At 36.4% G+C, this 17,932-nt stretch carries 18 protein-coding genes and 1 tRNA gene; 12 read left to right on the top strand and 7 right to left on the bottom strand.

Translation table 11 applies throughout. The features are described 5' to 3' along the window. Positions 1 to 163: 163 nt before the first annotated feature. From ACSVH6_RS02870 to ACSVH6_RS02840, 7 genes are all read left to right on the top strand, one after another. Positions 164 to 1,045, top strand: a complete 882-nt coding sequence (locus tag ACSVH6_RS02870; protein WP_438075358.1) for a LytR/AlgR family response regulator transcription factor — start codon at positions 164 to 166, stop codon at positions 1,043 to 1,045. 32 nt (positions 1,046 to 1,077) lie between these two features. Then, positions 1,078 to 1,734, top strand: coding sequence for a response regulator (locus ACSVH6_RS02865; RefSeq protein WP_438075356.1), 657 nt, complete (start codon positions 1,078 to 1,080; stop codon positions 1,732 to 1,734). 337 nt (positions 1,735 to 2,071) lie between these two features. Then, positions 2,072 to 2,446: a hypothetical protein gene (locus ACSVH6_RS02860; RefSeq protein ID WP_438075354.1), complete on the top strand. Its 375-nt coding sequence runs from the start codon at positions 2,072 to 2,074 to the stop codon at positions 2,444 to 2,446. Between the two features lie 100 nt (positions 2,447 to 2,546). Further along, positions 2,547 to 4,577, top strand: coding sequence for a tetratricopeptide repeat-containing sensor histidine kinase (locus ACSVH6_RS02855; protein WP_438075352.1), 2,031 nt, complete (start codon positions 2,547 to 2,549; stop codon positions 4,575 to 4,577). A gap of 747 nt (positions 4,578 to 5,324) precedes the next feature. Further along, the gene (locus tag ACSVH6_RS02850; RefSeq protein ID WP_438075350.1) at positions 5,325 to 5,627 is read left to right on the top strand and encodes a hypothetical protein; all 303 of its coding nucleotides are present in this window, start codon (positions 5,325 to 5,327) and stop codon (positions 5,625 to 5,627) included. Positions 5,628 to 5,720: 93 nt separating this feature from the next. Further along, on the top strand, positions 5,721 to 7,772 hold the full coding sequence (locus ACSVH6_RS02845) for a tetratricopeptide repeat-containing sensor histidine kinase (protein ID WP_438075348.1): 2,052 nt from the start codon (positions 5,721 to 5,723) through the stop codon (positions 7,770 to 7,772). After that, positions 7,769 to 8,434 carry a response regulator gene (locus tag ACSVH6_RS02840; RefSeq protein ID WP_438075346.1) on the top strand — a complete coding sequence of 222 codons (666 nt, stop codon included), beginning with the start codon at positions 7,769 to 7,771 and terminating at the stop codon, positions 8,432 to 8,434. The genes ACSVH6_RS02845 and ACSVH6_RS02840 overlap by 4 nt, the downstream gene beginning before the upstream one ends. 186 nt (positions 8,435 to 8,620) lie before the next feature. Here ACSVH6_RS02840 and thiL read toward each other — a convergent pair whose 3' ends face one another. The 3 genes from thiL to ACSVH6_RS02825 all read right to left on the bottom strand — a co-directional run bounded on the left by thiL (position 8,621) and on the right by ACSVH6_RS02825 (position 11,752). Next, on the bottom strand, positions 8,621 to 9,667 hold the full coding sequence (thiL, locus tag ACSVH6_RS02835; protein WP_438075344.1) for a thiamine-phosphate kinase: 1,047 nt from the start codon (positions 9,665 to 9,667) through the stop codon (positions 8,621 to 8,623). Between the two features lie 98 nt (positions 9,668 to 9,765). Continuing rightward, positions 9,766 to 11,562: a translation elongation factor 4 gene (gene lepA / locus ACSVH6_RS02830; protein WP_438075342.1), complete on the bottom strand. Its 1,797-nt coding sequence runs from the start codon at positions 11,560 to 11,562 to the stop codon at positions 9,766 to 9,768. Then, positions 11,549 to 11,752 carry a hypothetical protein gene (locus ACSVH6_RS02825; RefSeq protein ID WP_438075340.1) on the bottom strand — a complete coding sequence of 68 codons (204 nt, stop codon included), beginning with the start codon at positions 11,750 to 11,752 and terminating at the stop codon, positions 11,549 to 11,551. The genes lepA and ACSVH6_RS02825 overlap by 14 nt, the downstream gene beginning before the upstream one ends. A 76-nt stretch (positions 11,753 to 11,828) precedes the next feature. On the opposite strand from ACSVH6_RS02825, the gene dusB reads away from it, so the two are divergent. Further along, the gene (dusB, locus tag ACSVH6_RS02820; protein ID WP_438075338.1) at positions 11,829 to 12,821 is read left to right on the top strand and encodes a tRNA dihydrouridine synthase DusB; all 993 of its coding nucleotides are present in this window, start codon (positions 11,829 to 11,831) and stop codon (positions 12,819 to 12,821) included. On the opposite strand, the gene ACSVH6_RS02815 is transcribed toward dusB, so the two are convergent. After that, the gene (locus ACSVH6_RS02815; protein WP_438075336.1) at positions 12,818 to 14,017 is read right to left on the bottom strand and encodes an ABC transporter permease; all 1,200 of its coding nucleotides are present in this window, start codon (positions 14,015 to 14,017) and stop codon (positions 12,818 to 12,820) included. The genes dusB and ACSVH6_RS02815 overlap by 4 nt on opposite strands. A 1-nt stretch (position 14,018) precedes the next feature. Next, positions 14,019 to 14,411 (bottom strand): 30S ribosome-binding factor RbfA, encoded by a 393-nt coding sequence (rbfA, locus tag ACSVH6_RS02810; RefSeq protein WP_438075335.1) that lies wholly within the window; start codon positions 14,409 to 14,411, stop codon positions 14,019 to 14,021. Between the two features lie 165 nt (positions 14,412 to 14,576). Here rbfA and mce point away from each other — a divergent pair, with 165 nt between their 5' ends. Together mce and ACSVH6_RS02800 are read left to right on the top strand one after the other, a co-directional pair. Further along, the gene (gene mce / locus ACSVH6_RS02805) at positions 14,577 to 14,978 is read left to right on the top strand and encodes a methylmalonyl-CoA epimerase (protein WP_438075333.1); all 402 of its coding nucleotides are present in this window, start codon (positions 14,577 to 14,579) and stop codon (positions 14,976 to 14,978) included. Between the two features lie 50 nt (positions 14,979 to 15,028). After that, positions 15,029 to 15,102: transfer RNA gene (locus ACSVH6_RS02800), tRNA-Ile, on the top strand. A gap of 149 nt (positions 15,103 to 15,251) precedes the next feature. On the opposite strand, the gene ACSVH6_RS02795 is transcribed toward ACSVH6_RS02800, so the two are convergent. Beyond that, positions 15,252 to 15,575 (bottom strand): hypothetical protein, encoded by a 324-nt coding sequence (locus ACSVH6_RS02795; protein ID WP_438075331.1) that lies wholly within the window; start codon positions 15,573 to 15,575, stop codon positions 15,252 to 15,254. An 11-nt stretch (positions 15,576 to 15,586) separates the two neighbouring features. Beyond that, complete coding sequence (locus ACSVH6_RS02790; RefSeq protein WP_438075329.1) at positions 15,587 to 16,177, bottom strand: riboflavin synthase; 591 nt, start codon at positions 16,175 to 16,177, stop codon at positions 15,587 to 15,589. A gap of 60 nt (positions 16,178 to 16,237) precedes the next feature. On the opposite strand from ACSVH6_RS02790, the gene pdxA reads away from it, so the two are divergent. After that, positions 16,238 to 17,284: a 4-hydroxythreonine-4-phosphate dehydrogenase PdxA gene (gene pdxA, locus ACSVH6_RS02785; protein ID WP_438075327.1), complete on the top strand. Its 1,047-nt coding sequence runs from the start codon at positions 16,238 to 16,240 to the stop codon at positions 17,282 to 17,284. A 96-nt stretch (positions 17,285 to 17,380) separates the two neighbouring features. Continuing rightward, positions 17,381 to 17,923, top strand: coding sequence for a YceD family protein (locus ACSVH6_RS02780; RefSeq protein ID WP_438075325.1), 543 nt, complete (start codon positions 17,381 to 17,383; stop codon positions 17,921 to 17,923). Positions 17,924 to 17,932 lie beyond the last annotated feature (9 nt).

Raw genomic sequence — 17,932 nt, 5'->3', positions numbered from 1 at the left:
ACCCAAAATTTTACTTTCGTAAGAACGAAAATAAAGGCGTTTAATCGTTTTTATTTTGGGGCGAAATTATAAATCATAATCTTCGCGCAACAAAAATAGTTTTCCCCAAAACTACCTACCCTTCAGCCTAATGATGCTTTCCCTAAATCAACGGAAAAGCTTCATGAGTCACACCTATATTATCATAGATGACAACCCGGACGATGTCACGAAAACTCAGGCCATTGCTGAGCGCTTTCGCAACTTGTCTTTTGTGGCATCAGCTAATAGTTATGACGAAGGAGTAAATCTGATACTGGAGCATCAGCCGCGATTGGTCTTTCTCGAAATCGACCCTTCTGATAAAAAGAGTAATCTTTCGCTCTCACTCATTAACGAATTGTACCGTTATTTACCTGTCGTCCCCAAGATTATCATTACCACATCTAAAAAAGAATTGGCCTATGAGGCTCTGAAATATGAAGTGGTGGATTACCTGCTGAAACCCTTAGATATAAACGATTTCCGAAAAGCCATTCTCAAATTTGATCGGGCTATCAAATCAGATTTGCCCCATATGGAAGTCAAAAATCCGGCGGCCACTTTTGAAGTATTGGATGAAGCCGTAACCGAAACACTGGAAGCGGATACCGAACATGACGTTACGGTAAAAACCCTTGCTCCGGCGGAAAATTCATTTGCAGCTCCAAAACAATCCCTGATTATTTGTATCAAGTCTTATGGTGACTACCGTTATATCGATTCTGAGGACATCCTGTATTTTGAAGCCGACAACAACTCTACCGACATCCATTTGCATAACGGTGAAATGATTACAGCTTTCAAAACGCTCAAGCATTTTGAAACCGTATTACCCGAGTCACAATTCCTGCGCATTCACAACAGTTACATCATCAATGTCAACCAGGTTTCGCGCATTCACACCGGAAATACCGTGTGCTACATCAAAAACTCTACCACCAAGTTACCGTTCTCCAAGTCTTATAAAGATAATGTAGACCTCATCATCAACCGCATTGCCGGCGGCAATTATTTGGAGATTTAGAGGAAAAATAATACATTTACAAAAAATCCGGTATGGAAGTAACTGTATTAATGATAGATGACCACCCCTCTATTATTGAAGGATATAAATCGATACTATCTTATAACCCTTATGGTTTTGAGGTAATTGCCCATGGAGTACACAATTGTGAGTCTGCTTATAAACTCATTACCGAAACAGATATCCCGTTTGATGTGGTTTTTTTGGACATTACTTTGCCTCCGTATAAAGAAAAAAATATCAACTCCGGTGATGATTTAGTCCCTATAATCCGAAAATATCTTCCTTCAGCAAAGATTGTAATTCTAACTTCTCACACTGAATCGCTGGTACTTCAAAGCATAATAAAACAGTCTCGTCCCAACGGCTTACTAGTAAAAAGTGATATTTTATCAAATGACTTAATACAGGCATTTTATAATGTTTTCAAAGGCTCCGTCTATTATAGTGCAACGGTAGAAAAATTTAAAAACGACTCAAAAACAGCTATCAAACACTTAGACAGTTACAGTCGTCAAATCATTATTCTGCTGTCTAAAGGACTTAAAACCAAAACCATTCAAGAAGAACTTCATCTTTCAAAAAGCACTATCGACAAGCGAAAAGTAATCATAAAAGCGTTTTTAGGTATTGAAAAAGGAAATGACGAAGATATATTGAGAGAAGCTCGCAAAAAAGGGCTAATCTAACCTTTCCTTTATTACACAACCTCATCTCAAACGGTACCAAAACAACTTCAAACTTTAACAAAATGTACACTTTTTGTGTACCAAAATGTAATTCTTTCCTTTTAATTTTACCCCTATAATAAAACCTTTGGTACAAAAAGAGACTTACCCTCTCAATTTGTTTTGCATACCTTCTTCATTAATGTGGTATTATCGATGTTGGTAAAAATGCAATAGAAATTTCTCTGTTTATTTTAAGATTTGTTATTGAACAGAGTATAAGTAAACAAATCAAAACAGCCCTGACTTAATGTTGAATCAACAGAGAGCAGGGCTGTTGTAATTTAAAATAACTACGATGAAAAATTTACTGTTTAGTGCAATTGCCATGATTGCAGTCTCCTCCTTTGGAACCGCTCAAAACAACTTAAAATCAGACAGCGAACAAACGGAATATGCTTATATGTCAGTAAAAACAGGAGATGAACTCATTAAGTATAAGTTCAGTTCCATTAAAGATTTTGAAGAGAACACAGATCTTTTTTTAGACGAAATAACGTCAAGGTCGACTGAAGGAAAAGAAAAATGCGAAGTCACAGTTGAAATTTCGGCTACAATTACTACCGCTTTATTGTCAACTACTATCACTGCCGCAGTAACTTCAGGCTGTGCAACTATCGCGGCTACTGTAAGAGAGTTGCGAACCAAATTAATTCTTTCCATAACCCATTGAAAAATGACCAAATAAAAAATTGATAAGAATATTTGTGACGATTAGTATTACTTTTAGGAAATAATTGAATTTAAACTCTTCCCTCCGCTAAAAAAAGATTATGAGCAGAAAAATAGTTCACATACTGATAGTACTATCCGTAATCAGTTACTTAGGCTGCACATCAAAACCTACTGTTAAGTATGTTGACACAAAAAATGACTCTGTAAAAAAGTATATCGACCTGGCATTAAATGACACATTAGACCTTGAAAAAAGAATAAAATATAATGACAGGGCATTTTCGTTTTTGGATCTGACCAAAAACGATTCTTTGATACGTTCTTACATCATTACTATTGCAAGCAATTATTTAACAAATAATGATTTTAATAAATACAAAAAAGTAAATGAAATCTATTTTCAGAAAATCATTCAGACAAAAGACACCTTAGGTTTCGCAGGATATTATAGATACAAAGGAAGTTATTTTAGAAAAAAAGCGCTTTTTGACAGTGCCTTTTATTACTTTAATAAAAGTGAAAAAATATATAAAAAATTAAAAAATGATGAAGGTTTAGCACATATTTATTCAAACATTAGTGCCGTTCAGTATAAAATAGATGACTACTTAGGTGCTGAACTCAATACAAAAAAAGCGTATCAATATTTTAACAAAAAAAAGGATAATAAAAGAATAGTTGAGTGCCTCATAAGATTGGGTAATATATATCATGATTTAAAACAATATGAGAAAGCCATTGAAACTATGAAAAAAGCATTGTCAATTATTAAAAGTCATAAACTCCCAAATCTATCTAACTTTAATTTAGTCGGTACCTGCATTAATGATATAGGAAATGTGTATCGAGAAAAAGAAAATTATAAAACGGCCATTTATTATTTTGAACTGGCACTAAAGGATAAAAATTTAATAAATGAAGACCCTGAATTATTCAGTTACCTAATAAATAATTTAGGATATTGTCGCCTAATGACAAACAATAACAAGAACCTTCCTAAACTCTTTTATGTTTCGGAGAAAATATTCCATAAAATAGGAGTAAAAAATGAATGTGCAGTCAGTAACATCTATTTATCTCAATATTACCTCAAAAAGGAAAACATAATTAAAGCCATATCTCATGCCGAAAAAGCATTAAAACTAGCCAAAGAAGCAAAAGCTCCATACTATTATCTCACAGCTCTAAGTAATGCAGGTGCTATTGACGCTCAAAAAGCACCACTATACATTCAGGAATACCATAAAATGAATGACAGCCTATTGTTTGTCGAGCGAAATGCCAGAAATCAGTACTACAAAATACAATTTGAAACCGACCAAATCAATCAGGAAAAAGAAAAAGCGGTTCATCAAAAATGGAAAATAGCTGTCCTCTTGTCGCTTTTGGTATTAATCATTATATTGTCTTTCATTATACACCATCAGCGTACTAAACAAAAAGAACTTAATCTGTTGAGCGAACAGCAAAAAGCAGATGAAAAAATCTATAACTTAATGTTGACGCAAAAGGCAAAAGAAGAAGAAGCAAGACAAATCGAAAAAAGACGTATTGCATTAGAGCTTCATGATGGTATTATGAATAAACTGGTGAGTACACGTCTCAATTTATCTGTCCTTTCACAAAAAACCGACAAGGAAACCATTGCTAAATGTCTTAAATATATAGAGGATATTTACAATATAGAACAAAATATCCGAGGCGTTGCCCACGAGCTGAATCAGGATACCTTCAACGAAGAAGATAGTTTTATAAAATTACTCGAAGACTTTGTAACAGAACAAAATAACTACAACGAAACCCGATACGAACTGGAGCTCGACCCCGATATTGACTGGAACAATATATCGAGCGAATTAAAAATGCATCTATACCGCATCATTCAAGAAGCCAGCCACAACATTAATAAACATGCTCAGGCAACTAAAGCCGTGATAACCTTTACTGTTGATGAACCCAACATCTGCATGTCAGTTACTGATGATGGGCAGGGTTTTGATACTACCCTCACTCCAAAAGGAATTGGTATCCAAAACATGAAAGTCCGTGTTAAATCTCTTCATGGCAAATTCAGCATCAATTCCACAACCGGTTTTGGAACTTCCATCAATATAGCCATCCCAACATAAAAAAGTATTGAATTCAGGATTGGTGATTAGACACAATAATTACTGTACTATAATACTCCTGCAAGGATTTGCTACCTTCCTCCGCATCATCTTTTCAGGATGCACTTTTAACCAATCTTCCTTAGCGCGCATTTGAAAGACGAGCGAAGCGACTACAACAAGAATAGAGAGAAAGGAAAGGTTCTGTTCCCACTACTTAAAGTCTCTTTTTTTGAACCAACAAAAAACTAAGAACCCCAAAGCAACACTACCACAATTTCATTTTTTATTTTACATGTTACCTCAACACCTAGTCAATAGCTAGTCCATAGGAAAGCCCTACTTAGTATATGAGTAGTATATGAAAACATACATTATGTAAAATAACTCAATACCGGTTTTTTCATTATAATGATAACTGCTCATTTTGGCTTTAATTAGAATCGGGCAAAAATGAGCCATGCTCTTTCACACTTTTGCCCACTTCTTCAATACAATTTTTACAATACCCCCTCAAAAAAAATCCCGCAGACATCTTTAGGGAGCACTTTTTGTTCAAAAATGTCAAAATCGCAAAAATCATCCACTCGCATTTGACCCCCATTCACTATCAAACGAGGTCATTCTACCATAAACACCTTTATATATAGGACTTCGCAGAGACATCCTTTTTAGTTTTACATCGTGAAAGTGCAATAGCCTCAAATCATTTCTAAGGCACACACCACAAAAACGAAACAAAACATTAACAATAAAAAGTCTCAAATTATGAAAAAATTAGCAACAACTTTCGGTTTATTAGCCTTAATGCTTATAGTGACGTCATTCACGACTCCATCTGAAATTGGAGGAAGAAATTCTGGCGGTGAGTTTTCAATCGGTGGAAGAAATTCTGGTGGTGAATTCTCAATTGGTGGAAGAAACTCTGGTGGTGAGTTTTCAATCGGTGGAAGAAATTCTGGTGGTGAATTCTCAATTGGTGGAAGAAACTCTGGTGGTGAATTTTCAATCGGTGGAAGAAATTCTGGTGGAGAATTCTCAATTGGTGGAAGAAACTCTGGTGGAGAATAAATAATTAAAACAATATATACAATTAACTACCAATACCCATTGGTAGTTTTTTTTTGTCAATATGTTTCGTATTTTTGAGAAAAACAATTTCTCTTGAAAAGAAAAACAATTTTAACTCTTTTAATTATATCTCTTTTTTTTGGGTGTTCAAAAAGAAAACTTGATACTGTTTCTGAAAAGACAGCTAGTGATAGCTTAAACTATTATATGGGCGTCTTAAACTCTAAAAGAGCCCTAAATAGCGACAAAACTAAAGCTATAAGTAGTGCTTTAAAAATTGTCGAATCTTTAAAAAACACCTCTAGAAACAGGGACACTCTTTTTTCAATTGTATATATCTTATATAACAATCAAGACTGGAATAGTTTTAATAGTGCATCACAATACCTTCTGAAACAATCTATTAAAGCCAATGATTCAATAAACATGGCAAAATCTTACAGATTTAAAGCCAATTACTTCAAAAGAATACAATCCTATGACAGTTCTTTTATTTACTATAGAAAAGCAGAAAAAATATATTACAAAAAAAAAGATAAGATAAACTATGCTAACATTCTTTTTAACAAAGGAATTGTTCAGAGTAGTGTCGGTGATTTTTTAGGAGCAGAATTATCTCTTTCTAAGGCGTATTATATATTTAAAGACTCTAATGAAAAAGACAAGCTTTATGGAACCTTAAATCAACTTGGTTTAGTTTACACCGAATTAAAAGAATATGACAAAGCAATTTTATTTCACAACAAAGCTCTAGATGTAGTAAAGAATATAAAATCTTGGAATCGTGAACATCCTGTAGCCATTTGCTACAACAACATAGGTTATCTTTATTTAAGACAGAAGAAATTTAATGAAGCAATAGTAAATTTTGAACTAGGACTAAAGGACAATTTGTTAGCCGAGGATGATCCCGACACCTATGGTTGTTTATTAGACAATCTTGCCTATTCAAGACTTAAATCTAACAACTATAAAGATTTACCTAAATTATTTTATGACGCATTAGAAATTCGAAATAAACTTGACGATTACACTTATATTGTGGGTAGTAACATCCATATTTCTGAATATTATCAAAAAATTGGAAATAATAAACTAGCCCTAGAATATTCTGAAAAAGCGTTAAAAATAGCTAAGGAGTCCAAAATTCCTGTTAACTTGGTTTTTGCCCTTAAACAAGCTTCAATTGTTGATAAAGCAAAATCCATATATTACTCAGAACAATACATAAAAATAAATGATAGTCTTCAAATAGAAGAACGTAAATCAAAAGACCGATTTAATAAAATCCAATTTGAAACTGACGAAATCAAACAGGAAAATGTTGGCTTAGCCGAAAGGAATCGAAACTTGCTGTACGCATTTATCATAACTTTTATCATTGTTGCCTTATTATTTGTCGTTAGAGCCCAGCGTGCACGAACACGTGAGTTATTGTACAAACAGGCACAACAAAAAGCCAATGAAGACATCTACAACCTCATGATGTCACAACAGGCCATTATTGACGAAAGTCGAAGCAAAGAAAAGAAACGTTTGGCTCAGGACCTTCACGATGGTGTACTCGGCAGGATGTTTGGTCTTCGATTAAATCTGGATAGTTTAAACTCGAATACCGATGAAGAATCGGTTAAAAAAAGAACCGAACTTTTAAACGAATTAAAAACAATTGAACAGGATATTCGTGAAATCTCACACGATTTGAACAGAGAAAAACAAGTTTTAATTAATAACTTTGTTTCTATCGTTCACAACTTATTGGAAGAGCAAAAAAATGCACATGAAGCCAATGTAACATACTATATTGACAATGATGTGGTTTGGGACAAAGTAGCCAATGCCATTAAAATTAACATGTATCGCATCTTACAGGAGGGGCTGCAAAACATCAACAAATATGCCAATGCCAAAAATATAATTGTAGAAGTAAAAGGCGATAAAGAAAATGTATATTTGAAAATCCAAGACGATGGTGTCGGATTTGATGTCAACCGAAAAAGCAAAGGTATCGGCATGCAGAACATGATCTCCAGAACCAGTGATTGTAATGGAATTATTGATATCAGCTCGAAGAAAAACGAAGGAACCAAAATTGTAATTACCTTACCGATAGAAACTAAACAACTAATTACAGAAGAACAATGACAAGCCCAATCAACATCTTAATCGTAGACGATCACCCGTTTATTATTGAAGCCTACAAAAATGCCATCAATAAATACAGCCAACAAGGAACTGAATTTATTGTAACGCAGGCCAACAATTGCAAATCCGGTTACGAAAACATCGTTGACCAGCCTAAGGCTTTTGATATTGCTTTTTTTGACATTAGTATGCCTGAATATGCCGAAAAAGGAATTTATTCCGGAGAAGATTTGGCCATGTTAATCAAAACTGAAATGCCCAACTGCAAAGTGATTTTGCTGACCATGCATACCGAATTGCTCAAAATCAACAACATCATTAAAACCATCAATCCCAGCGGATTAATCATCAAAAACGATCTGACTTTTGACGAATTACTTTTTGCTTTCGACAAAATCATTAAAAATGAGAGCTACTACAGTCAAACGGTAATCAAATTGGTGGGGCAGGCACAATACAACAATATTGAACTGGATGTTTTCGACAAACAAATATTATTTCACCTTTCCAAAGGCGTAAAAACAAAAGATTTGCCGCAATACATTCCCCTATCGTTAAGTGCTGTGGAAAAGCGAAAACTGAACATTAGGGAAATTTTGGAAGTAAAAGGCGGAACGGATATTGATTTAATCAACGAAGCCAAAAATAAAGGTGTCATTTAACGATTATACGGGAAACCGTAATCAAATATGCGGGAAACCGTAATAGCCTTCTTGACTACAATGACTAATTTAGCCGTATGATTTCAGGGTTAGTATTTGTAGATTCAAAAAGAGGTAGTACAACTTCAAACTACAGCTTGATTTACAAGACTTAGGGGGAAAAGCGATACTTCGGTATCGCTTTTTTTACGCTTCCATGGCATCCCATCCGCGTGCTTTCAAAGGAATTTTGGTATTGGGCCTGGTAATCAAATGAATCCCCTCACTTTCTTGTGTCATGTGGCCTATCACAGTCATATTCGGATTGGCTTTTATTTTGTCATAATCCTCCAATGCAATCGTAAATAACAACTCATAATCTTCCCCTCCATTAATAGCTACCGTCGTTGAATCAATATTGAATTCTTCACAAACATTAATGAATTGTGGATCTACCGGAATCTTTTCTTCGTATAAATTACAGCCTACTTTGGATTGTTTGCAAATGTGGATAATCTCCGAAGACAACCCATCCGAAATGTCAATCATAGCCGTAGGTTTTACTTCTAATTTAGATAACAATTCTTTGATATCATGGCGGGCTTCCGGTTTCAACTGACGCTCAATTAAATAAGTATAGGCATCTAAATCAGGTTGATTGTTAGGATTCACCTGAAACACCTGCTTTTCACGTTCTAAAATCTGTAATCCCATATAAGCCGAACCTAAATCTCCTGTCACGACCAGCAAATCACCATTTTTGGCGCCGTTTCTGTAAACCAAATCCGTTTCATTTGCTTCACCAATGGCTGTGATTGAAATGATTAATCCTTTTTGAGAAGAAGTAGTATCCCCACCAACAACATCTACATTATAAAATTTAGCTGCCAAAGCAATTCCGTCAAACAACTCCTCCAACGCTTCCAGCGGAAAACGATTAGAAACCGCTATAGAAACGGTTATCTGAGTAGGTTTTGCATTCATAGCACAGATATCGGAAACATTCACCACAACGGCTTTATAGCCCAAGTGACGCAACGGCATATACGATAAATCAAAATGCACGCCTTCGATCAATAAATCGGTAGAAACTACTGCTTTTTTGTTCTTAAAATCCAATACAGCAGCGTCATCTCCGATACTTTTTAACGTTGAAGGTTGTTTTACGTCAAAGTTTTTAGTCAAATGGTCAATCAAACCGAATTCTCCTAATTGTGATAGTGGTGTACGTTGCTGATTTTTATCTTCTAACATGATTTCTGATTTAAGTGTGCAAATTTACAAAGATACTTGCGTTAATACGAAACAAAAAACCCAACAACTTTCGCTATTGGGTTAGTTCTATTTTTAATTTAATCGTTAAGTTTCAACACGGCCATAAATGCTTCCTGCGGAATCTCTACGTTTCCAACCTGACGCATACGTTTTTTTCCTTTTTTCTGTTTCTCCAACAATTTACGTTTACGGGAAATATCTCCTCCGTAACATTTAGCCGTAACGTCTTTACGCAAGGCTTTGATGGTCTCACGTGCAATGATTTTCGCTCCGATTGCTGCCTGAATCGGGATATCAAACTGTTGTCTCGGGATTAACTCACGCAATTTCTCACACATCTTTTTACCGATATTGTATGCGTTATCTTCGTGTATAAGTGCTGACAGTGCATCCACCGAATTGGCATTCAACAAAACGTCTAATTTCACCAACTTAGAGGTACGCATTCCAATAGGCGAGTAATCAAACGATGCATATCCTTTGGAAACGGTTTTCAATCGATCGTAAAAATCAAATACAATCTCTGCCAACGGCATATCAAAATTCAACTCCACACGCTCTGTGGTTAAATAAGTTTGATTCGTAATAATCCCTCGCTTTTCGATACACAAACTCATGACATTTCCAACAAAATCGGCTTTAGTAATGATAGTCGCCTTGATAAACGGCTCTTCTACACGATCCAATTTTGACGGCTCCGGTAAATCGGAAGGGTTATTTACAATAATCGGAGTATCCGGTTCTTTTTTGGTATAAGCCAAATACGATACGTTCGGAACTGTCGTAATTACCGTCATATCAAACTCGCGCTCCAAACGCTCTTGTATAATCTCTAAATGCAACATTCCTAAGAATCCGCAACGGAAACCAAAGCCTAATGCTGCCGAACTCTCGGGTGCAAAAACCAAAGAGGCATCGTTCAACTGCAGTTTCTCCATAGAGGCCCTCAAATCTTCGTAATCTTCCGTATCTACTGGGTAAATCCCGGCAAATACCATTGGTTTTACGTCCTCGAAACCAACAATCATATTGGTAGTCGGTGTTTTAGCATCGGTAATGGTATCTCCTACCTTTACTTCTTTGGCTTCTTTAATACCCGAAATCAAATACCCAACATCTCCGGTAGAAATCACGTCTTTCGGCACTTGATTCAATTTCAAAGTTCCTACTTCATCGGCATAATATTCATTATCGGTAGCCATGAACTTTATTTTTTGCCCTTTGCGAATTTCTCCGTTTTTCACACGGAAAATAACTTCTATTCCTCTGAACGGATTATAAACTGAATCAAAAATCAACGCCTGCAACGGTTCTTCTTTGCTACCTTTTGGCGCCGGTATCTTCTCAATAATTGCTTCCAAAATTTTATCCACACCAAAACCGGTTTTCCCCGAGGCATGAATAATATCTTCCAGTTTACATCCCAATAAATCCACGATGTCATCGCTTACTTCTTCCGGATTGGCGCTTGGTAAATCTACTTTATTTAGTACCGGAATAATTTCCAAATCGTTTTCCAAAGCCAAATACAAATTTGAAATGGTTTGCGCCTGAATACTCTGTGCCGCATCCACAATCAACAACGCTCCTTCACAAGCCGCTATAGAACGAGAAACTTCATACGAGAAATCTACGTGTCCTGGTGTGTCAATCAGGTTCAAGATATAATCTTCTCCTTTATACTTGTACTCCATCTGAATGGCGTGGCTCTTAATGGTAATTCCTCTTTCGCGCTCCAAGTCCATATTATCAAGCAACTGGGCTTTTTCCTCACGAGCCGTAACCGTTTGAGTAGCGCTCAATAAACGGTCTGCCAAGGTGCTTTTCCCATGGTCAATGTGAGCAATAATGCAAAAATTTCTAATATTCTTCATCTTCAGTAAAATCGGTCTTGGGCATTCCCGCCAAGGCGGTCGGGCTTTCCGCAGTGCATAGCACTTGCTCCACCCGAGGCCAACGGCCGAACTGACCGAAGGTAATCCCTAATGCAATTAATCCGCAAATATAGGCTAAATTCATCAGTTTCAAAGCCGAAAAATCAGTCTTTCCCTTTAAGGCTTTCAACTTTTCTTTTAAAAATCGTATTTTTGCACTCTCGAGACCGAAGGTTGAATTGTTAAGTAGTTAAAAAATTAGCATTATGCCCAAAATTGGCAACATCGAATTACCGGATTTCCCATTGCTTCTGGCACCAATGGAAGACGTGAGCGACCCTCCGTTTCGTCGTCTGTGCAAATTGCATGGCGCTGATTTGATGTACTCGGAATTTATCTCTTCCGAAGGACTTATTCGCGACGCGATGAAAAGTCGTCAAAAGCTTGACATTTTCGATTACGAAAGACCTGTTGGTATCCAGATTTTCGGTGGAGACGAAGAAGCTATGGAAATGTCTGCCAAAATTGTAGACACTGTTCAGCCCGATTTGGTTGATATCAACTTTGGCTGTCCTGTAAAAAAAGTGGTTTGCAAAGGCGCCGGGGCAGGTGTTTTAAAAGATGTCGATTTGATGGTTCGTCTGACCAAAGCCGTCATCAAAGGAACCAATTTGCCGGTTACCGTGAAAACACGATTAGGCTGGGATGAAAACTCCATCAATATTGATGAAGTGGCCGAACGTCTACAAGATGTTGGGGTGCAAGCACTAACCATTCACGCCCGAACTCGTGCTCAAATGTATAAAGGGCATTCAGATTGGTCGCACATTGCCCGAGTAAAAAATAATCCGCGAATTACGATGCCTATTTTCGGTAACGGAGATATTGATTCACCCGAAAAAGCATTGGAATACAAAAATAAATTCGGCTTAGACGGTATGATGATTGGTCGTGCCGCTATTGGTTATCCTTGGATTTTTAACGAAATCAAACATTATTTCAAGACCGGAGAACATTTGCCATTGCCCTCCATGAAAGACCGCATCGAAGCAGCACGCAACCACTTAATCTGGTCAATGGAATGGAAAGGCGAACGCCTGGGCATAGTAGAAATGCGCCGTCACTACACGAATTATTTTAAGGGAATCCACGGGTTTAAAGAATACAAACAACGCTTGGTTACCACTGATGGCCATAATGAATTGCTTCAAATTTTTGAGGAAATTCGCGACGCTTATTCTGGTTATCAGTTTGTTTAACCCAACAATTTTTTACGTACACGACTGCTGGCAATCCAACTGGAGAAAAAGCCCAACGATACTATAGTTGTAAAGACGATGAGGACATTTTGAATGGTGAAAACCACCGGATAAGCTAAAGTTTCTGTAATCATGACCCATTTAAAATGTTGTTGAATCACAACAATAATAATTCCCAAAACCATACCAATAATACCGCCTATAATAGTGAGTAGGGTCCCTTGAAGCAGGAATATTTTCTTCAAATCTTTGACTTCGGCGCCTAAATTATAAAGCGTTTTCAGATTGCTCTTTTTGTCTAAAATCATCATAATCAAGGCACCTATCAAGTTGAATAATGCTATGATGATTACTAAAGTAAAAATGAGATACACCGCAATGTTTTCCGTGTTCAACATCTTATACAAGGTGGCATTCAGTTGAGCGCGGTTTTTTACTTCTGCTTTATTTTGAAAAACTGCGTTTAAACTCTCTATGATTTGAGATTCATCCGCATTGGGTTTCATTTTTATTTCCACACCGGATATTTGGTTTGGTTTGAGCTCTAATAGCTCCTGGGCCAAGGCCAAATCCGCAAATACATATTTACTGTCTAAATCCTCGCTGACAGCATAAATCCCAACCGGAATCAGGTTGGATTTGAAAAAAGCCTCGTCTTCACTTTCGATAACTCCTTTTCCCTTTCTAGGCACATACACTTCAAACGGATTATTAAAATCAAAAAGTCCGAGCGACAATTTATCCGTAATACCATAGCCTACAACTACCTGATAAGTATTAGGTTTCAACCATTGCCCATTGTACAGGTTACCTCCCATACTATTGGTTCTGGTAAAGTTAGCATCTACTCCTTTTAAATTCGACACCATTTCTTTTCCTTTAAAAAAGAAAAGCACACGCTCTTCCACCACTTTACTGAAAGAAGCGATTCCGGCAATATTTTTGATCTGATTTTCTTGACGGGGGGAGATAAAAAGCGTTTTTCCCTGAATTGGGTTTACCTTCAAATCAGGATCCATACTGTTGGAAAAAGACAAACTAAAATCGCGCAACCCACTAAAAACAGAAAGTACCACAAACAAAGCCATGGTACCCACAATAATCCCCATTGACGCTATCCCTGTAATAATATTAATAGCATTGCTTTTGCTTTTGCTAAAAAGGTAGCGTTTGGCTATGTAAAGCGGAAAATTCAACTTAAAATTTCTTGCGTTTATCTAAAAGATCGCGGTTTTCAATTGGGTTTTCCTTACCTGCCAAAGCATTATCAATCTTTTCAATGTAATCTAAGGAGTCATCAATATAAAAAGAAAGATTTGGCACCTTGCGTAATTGCAGCTTTACCCGTTGCGCTAAATCATGCTTGATTAAAGGAGCATTCGTTTTTATGGCAACCAACAGTTCCGGCGCTTTGTCCTGAGGAAAAACACTCAAATATACTTTTGCAATAGACAAATCTGTCGTCACACTCACTTTAGAAACTGAAATTACCAAATTTGTAATTCCGTTTTTGCGTACTTCTCCCTGCAAAATATCCACTAAATCTTTTTGCAATACGCTACCTATTTTTTTCTGTCTGTTCGTTTCCATGCCGCAAAAATACAATTTTAAATTTTCATAACCTTCAGAAGCGAAAGTTTTGGCTTATCTGCCAGCTGTTTTCCTGCTGTCCGCTCTACTTCGGTGCCGCTCCCATCAGGGCTAAAACAGAAACCATTTGATTTTTTGTTAACTTTGTGGCTCTAATTTACACTCATGAGAAAAATAGAACACATAGGAATTGCGGTGCACAATTTGGAAACCTCTAACTTACTTTTTGAAAAACTTTTCGGCAACCCGCCTTATAAAGAAGAGGAAGTTGCCAGCGAAGGCGTAAAAACATCCTTCTTCCTGAACGGTCCTAATAAAATAGAACTTTTAGAAGCTACAAATCCCGATAGCCCGATTGCTAAATTCCTCGAAAAGAAAGGTGAAGGTATTCACCATATTGCTTTTGATGTAGAAGATATTGTAGCCGAAATCGATCGTTTAAAAAATGAAGGCTTCACCATTTTGAACGAAACTCCCAAAAAAGGAGCCGATAATAAGCTGGTAGCTTTTTTACACCCTAAAGGCACTAATGGTGTTTTGATTGAGCTTTGTCAAGAAATCCGATAAAAATAGTTGCATCGCTTAAAAATTAGTGCTAATATTGCAACCTCAAATTCGGTCCTATAGCTCAGTTGGTTAGAGCACCTGACTCATAATCAGGTGGTCCTTGGTTCGAGCCCAAGTGGGACCACATATCGAAAGGCCTCTACAATGAGGCCTTTTTTTTCTGAATCATTAATTTAGAAAAAACCACTCGGTGAAAAATCTCGTTAATGAGAGTGGAAAAGGTGATGAAGGAATGATTAGAAAACCAAATTAGCTTTAAAATCAAGGGAATTGCTAATTTATTTTTCTATTAAATTTATGGAATTTAGAAAGTAAATATTTTGGTAAATAGAATTTTTTTTTACTTTTACGCACTATGAAAATTGTCCCGAATAGAATTCTTACTTCTTTGGTTGTGCTTTTGCTGCCGTTGACAGCTTTGTTTGCCGCACCTGCACCGCCTCCACCATCAACACCTCCACCTCCACCAGGGTCACCATTGGACGGCGGTATCTTGATTTTATTGACAGTTTCTTTAACATATGGACTATATAAAATAGCAGAAATAAACAGAAAAAAAGCTTCAAAATAATTTGAAGCTTTTTTTATTTCGGACAATTGCAAAACTATTAACTTCGCAGAGAATATAATCTGGAAACGTATTTTCCTACAACATCAAATTCAAGGTTTACTTTGGTCCCCGGCTTGAACGTTTTAAAATTAGTATGCTCAAAAGTGTATGGTATAATTGCCACACTGAATTCCTTTTCTTTCGAATTTACAACGGTCAAACTTACTCCGTTTACTGTTATCGAGCCCTTCTCAATGGTAATATTACTTAAACCCTTGTCGTATTCAAAGGTAAAATACCAACTCCCGTTCGCTTCCTCTACCGATTGACAAATTCCGGTTTGATCAACGTGTCCCTGTACAATGTGTCCGTCCAGGCGATCTCCCAGTTTCATAGCCCGCTCCAAATTAATACAATCTCCCACCTGCCATTCGCCTAAATTGGTCTTTTCAATGGTTTCCCGAATAGCTGTAACCGTGTATTCATCATTCTGAATAGCCACCACGGTCAAACAAACCCCATTGTGTGACACACTTTGATCTATTTTTAATTCATGAGTTATATTAGAAGAAACAGTTATATGCAGATTGTCGTTGTCTTTTTTTAAATCTTTTACTATTCCGAGGGTTTCGATTATTCCTGTAAACATTATGGTTTTATTTTACTAAATTTGCACTTCAAAATTAGCAATAAATAACTTGTCACTCTTATGAAAAAAGCAGAAAATATCATTGTTGGAATTTCGATTGGCGACTTAAACGGTATTGGAAGCGAAGTAATCCTAAAAACCTTTGAAGATTCCCGAATGTTGGAACTTTGTACGCCGGTTATTTTTGCTAATGTAAAGGTGCTTTCTTTTATAAAAAAAACATTAGAACTTACCGCTCCGCTTCACGGTATTGACAAACTGGACCAGTTGGTTGTAGGTAAAATAAATGTATTGAATATTTGGCGCGAAGGTGTTGATTTGAATTTTGGAGTAAATGACGACAACGTCGGAAAATACGCTATCCGTTCATTTGTTGCAGCAACAAAAGCCCTAAAAGAAGATCAAATTGATGTTTTGGTTACCGCTCCTATTAACAAGTATAACATCCAATCCGAGGAATTTAAATTCCCGGGGCATACTGATTATTTAAACCAAGAGCTAGAAGGTAACGCCTTGATGCTTATGGTTCAGGACAATTTGAGGGTAGGATTGATAACCGATCACATTCCGGTAAATGAAGTGGCTAAACATTTGACAGAAAAGTTAATTATCCAAAAAATTGAAACCATTAAACACAGTTTAATTCAGGATTTTGGCATTAACAAACCTAAAATTGCAGTTTTGGCTCTCAACCCGCATGCAGGAGATAATGGCGTCATTGGTAAGGAAGACGATGAGTTACTAAAACCAACTATTAAAAAAATGTTCGATAAAGGCACCCTGGTTTTTGGTCCATTTCCCGCTGACGGCTTTTTTGGCAGTACCCAATATGAAAAGTATGATGCTGTAGTAGCAACCTATCATGACCAAGGACTGATTCCTTTTAAAACCTTGTCTTTTGGAAATGGGGTAAATTACACTGCCGGTTTAAATAAAATCAGAACCTCACCCGATCACGGTACCGCATATGAAATTGCCGGTAAAGGAATTGCGGATTACAATTCATTCAAAGAAGCTGTTTACACTGCAATTGACATTTACAATTCCAGAAATCAGCATATAGAAATTAGCAAAAACCCCTTGAAAACAAAGGAAAAACAGTTATAAACAAAAAAATGTTGATAAGGTTATTGGAATTGCAATAATTTTATATCTTTGCACTCCGTTTCTAAGCTTTTAGAAATGACTCAAATTGTTGTTTAGATGAAAAGTACGAATGAATATTTAATTCCTTTCATAGGATTAAAATTAGGAAAGCATCAGTTTGAATTTAAAATAAACAAAAAGTTCTTTGACGAATTTAGTTTTGATGAATTCGAAAGTTGCGATATCACAGTAAATGTAGTTCTTGAAAAAAAGACCACTATGCTGGAAATCAGCTTTAAGCACACCGGGACCGTAAATGTTCCTTGTGATTTAACAGGAGAGCCATTTGACCTGCCTATCAAGGGAAAAATCAAATTGGTAGTCCAGTTTGGCGATGAATTCAACAACGACAATGATGAATTGCTGATACTGCCTCACGGGGAACATCAGATTGATTTATCACAATACATTTATGAAATGATTGTATTGTCGATTCCGCAAAAAAGAGTGCATCCGGGAGTAAAAGACGGAACATTACAGACGGAAGCATTACAAAAACTAAACGAATTACAAGTCAAAGAAATAAAAGAAGAAACAAAAAAAGAAGATGATATTGACCCGCGTTGGGACAAATTAAAACAACTATTAACGGATAAATAATATAGTACA

It is taken from the genome of Flavobacterium sp. XGLA_31 (genome assembly GCF_051547105.1).
Taxonomy (GTDB): domain Bacteria; phylum Bacteroidota; class Bacteroidia; order Flavobacteriales; family Flavobacteriaceae; genus Flavobacterium.
Note: the sequence above shows the minus strand (reverse complement) of the source record. Positions and strands in the feature narration are given on the sequence as shown.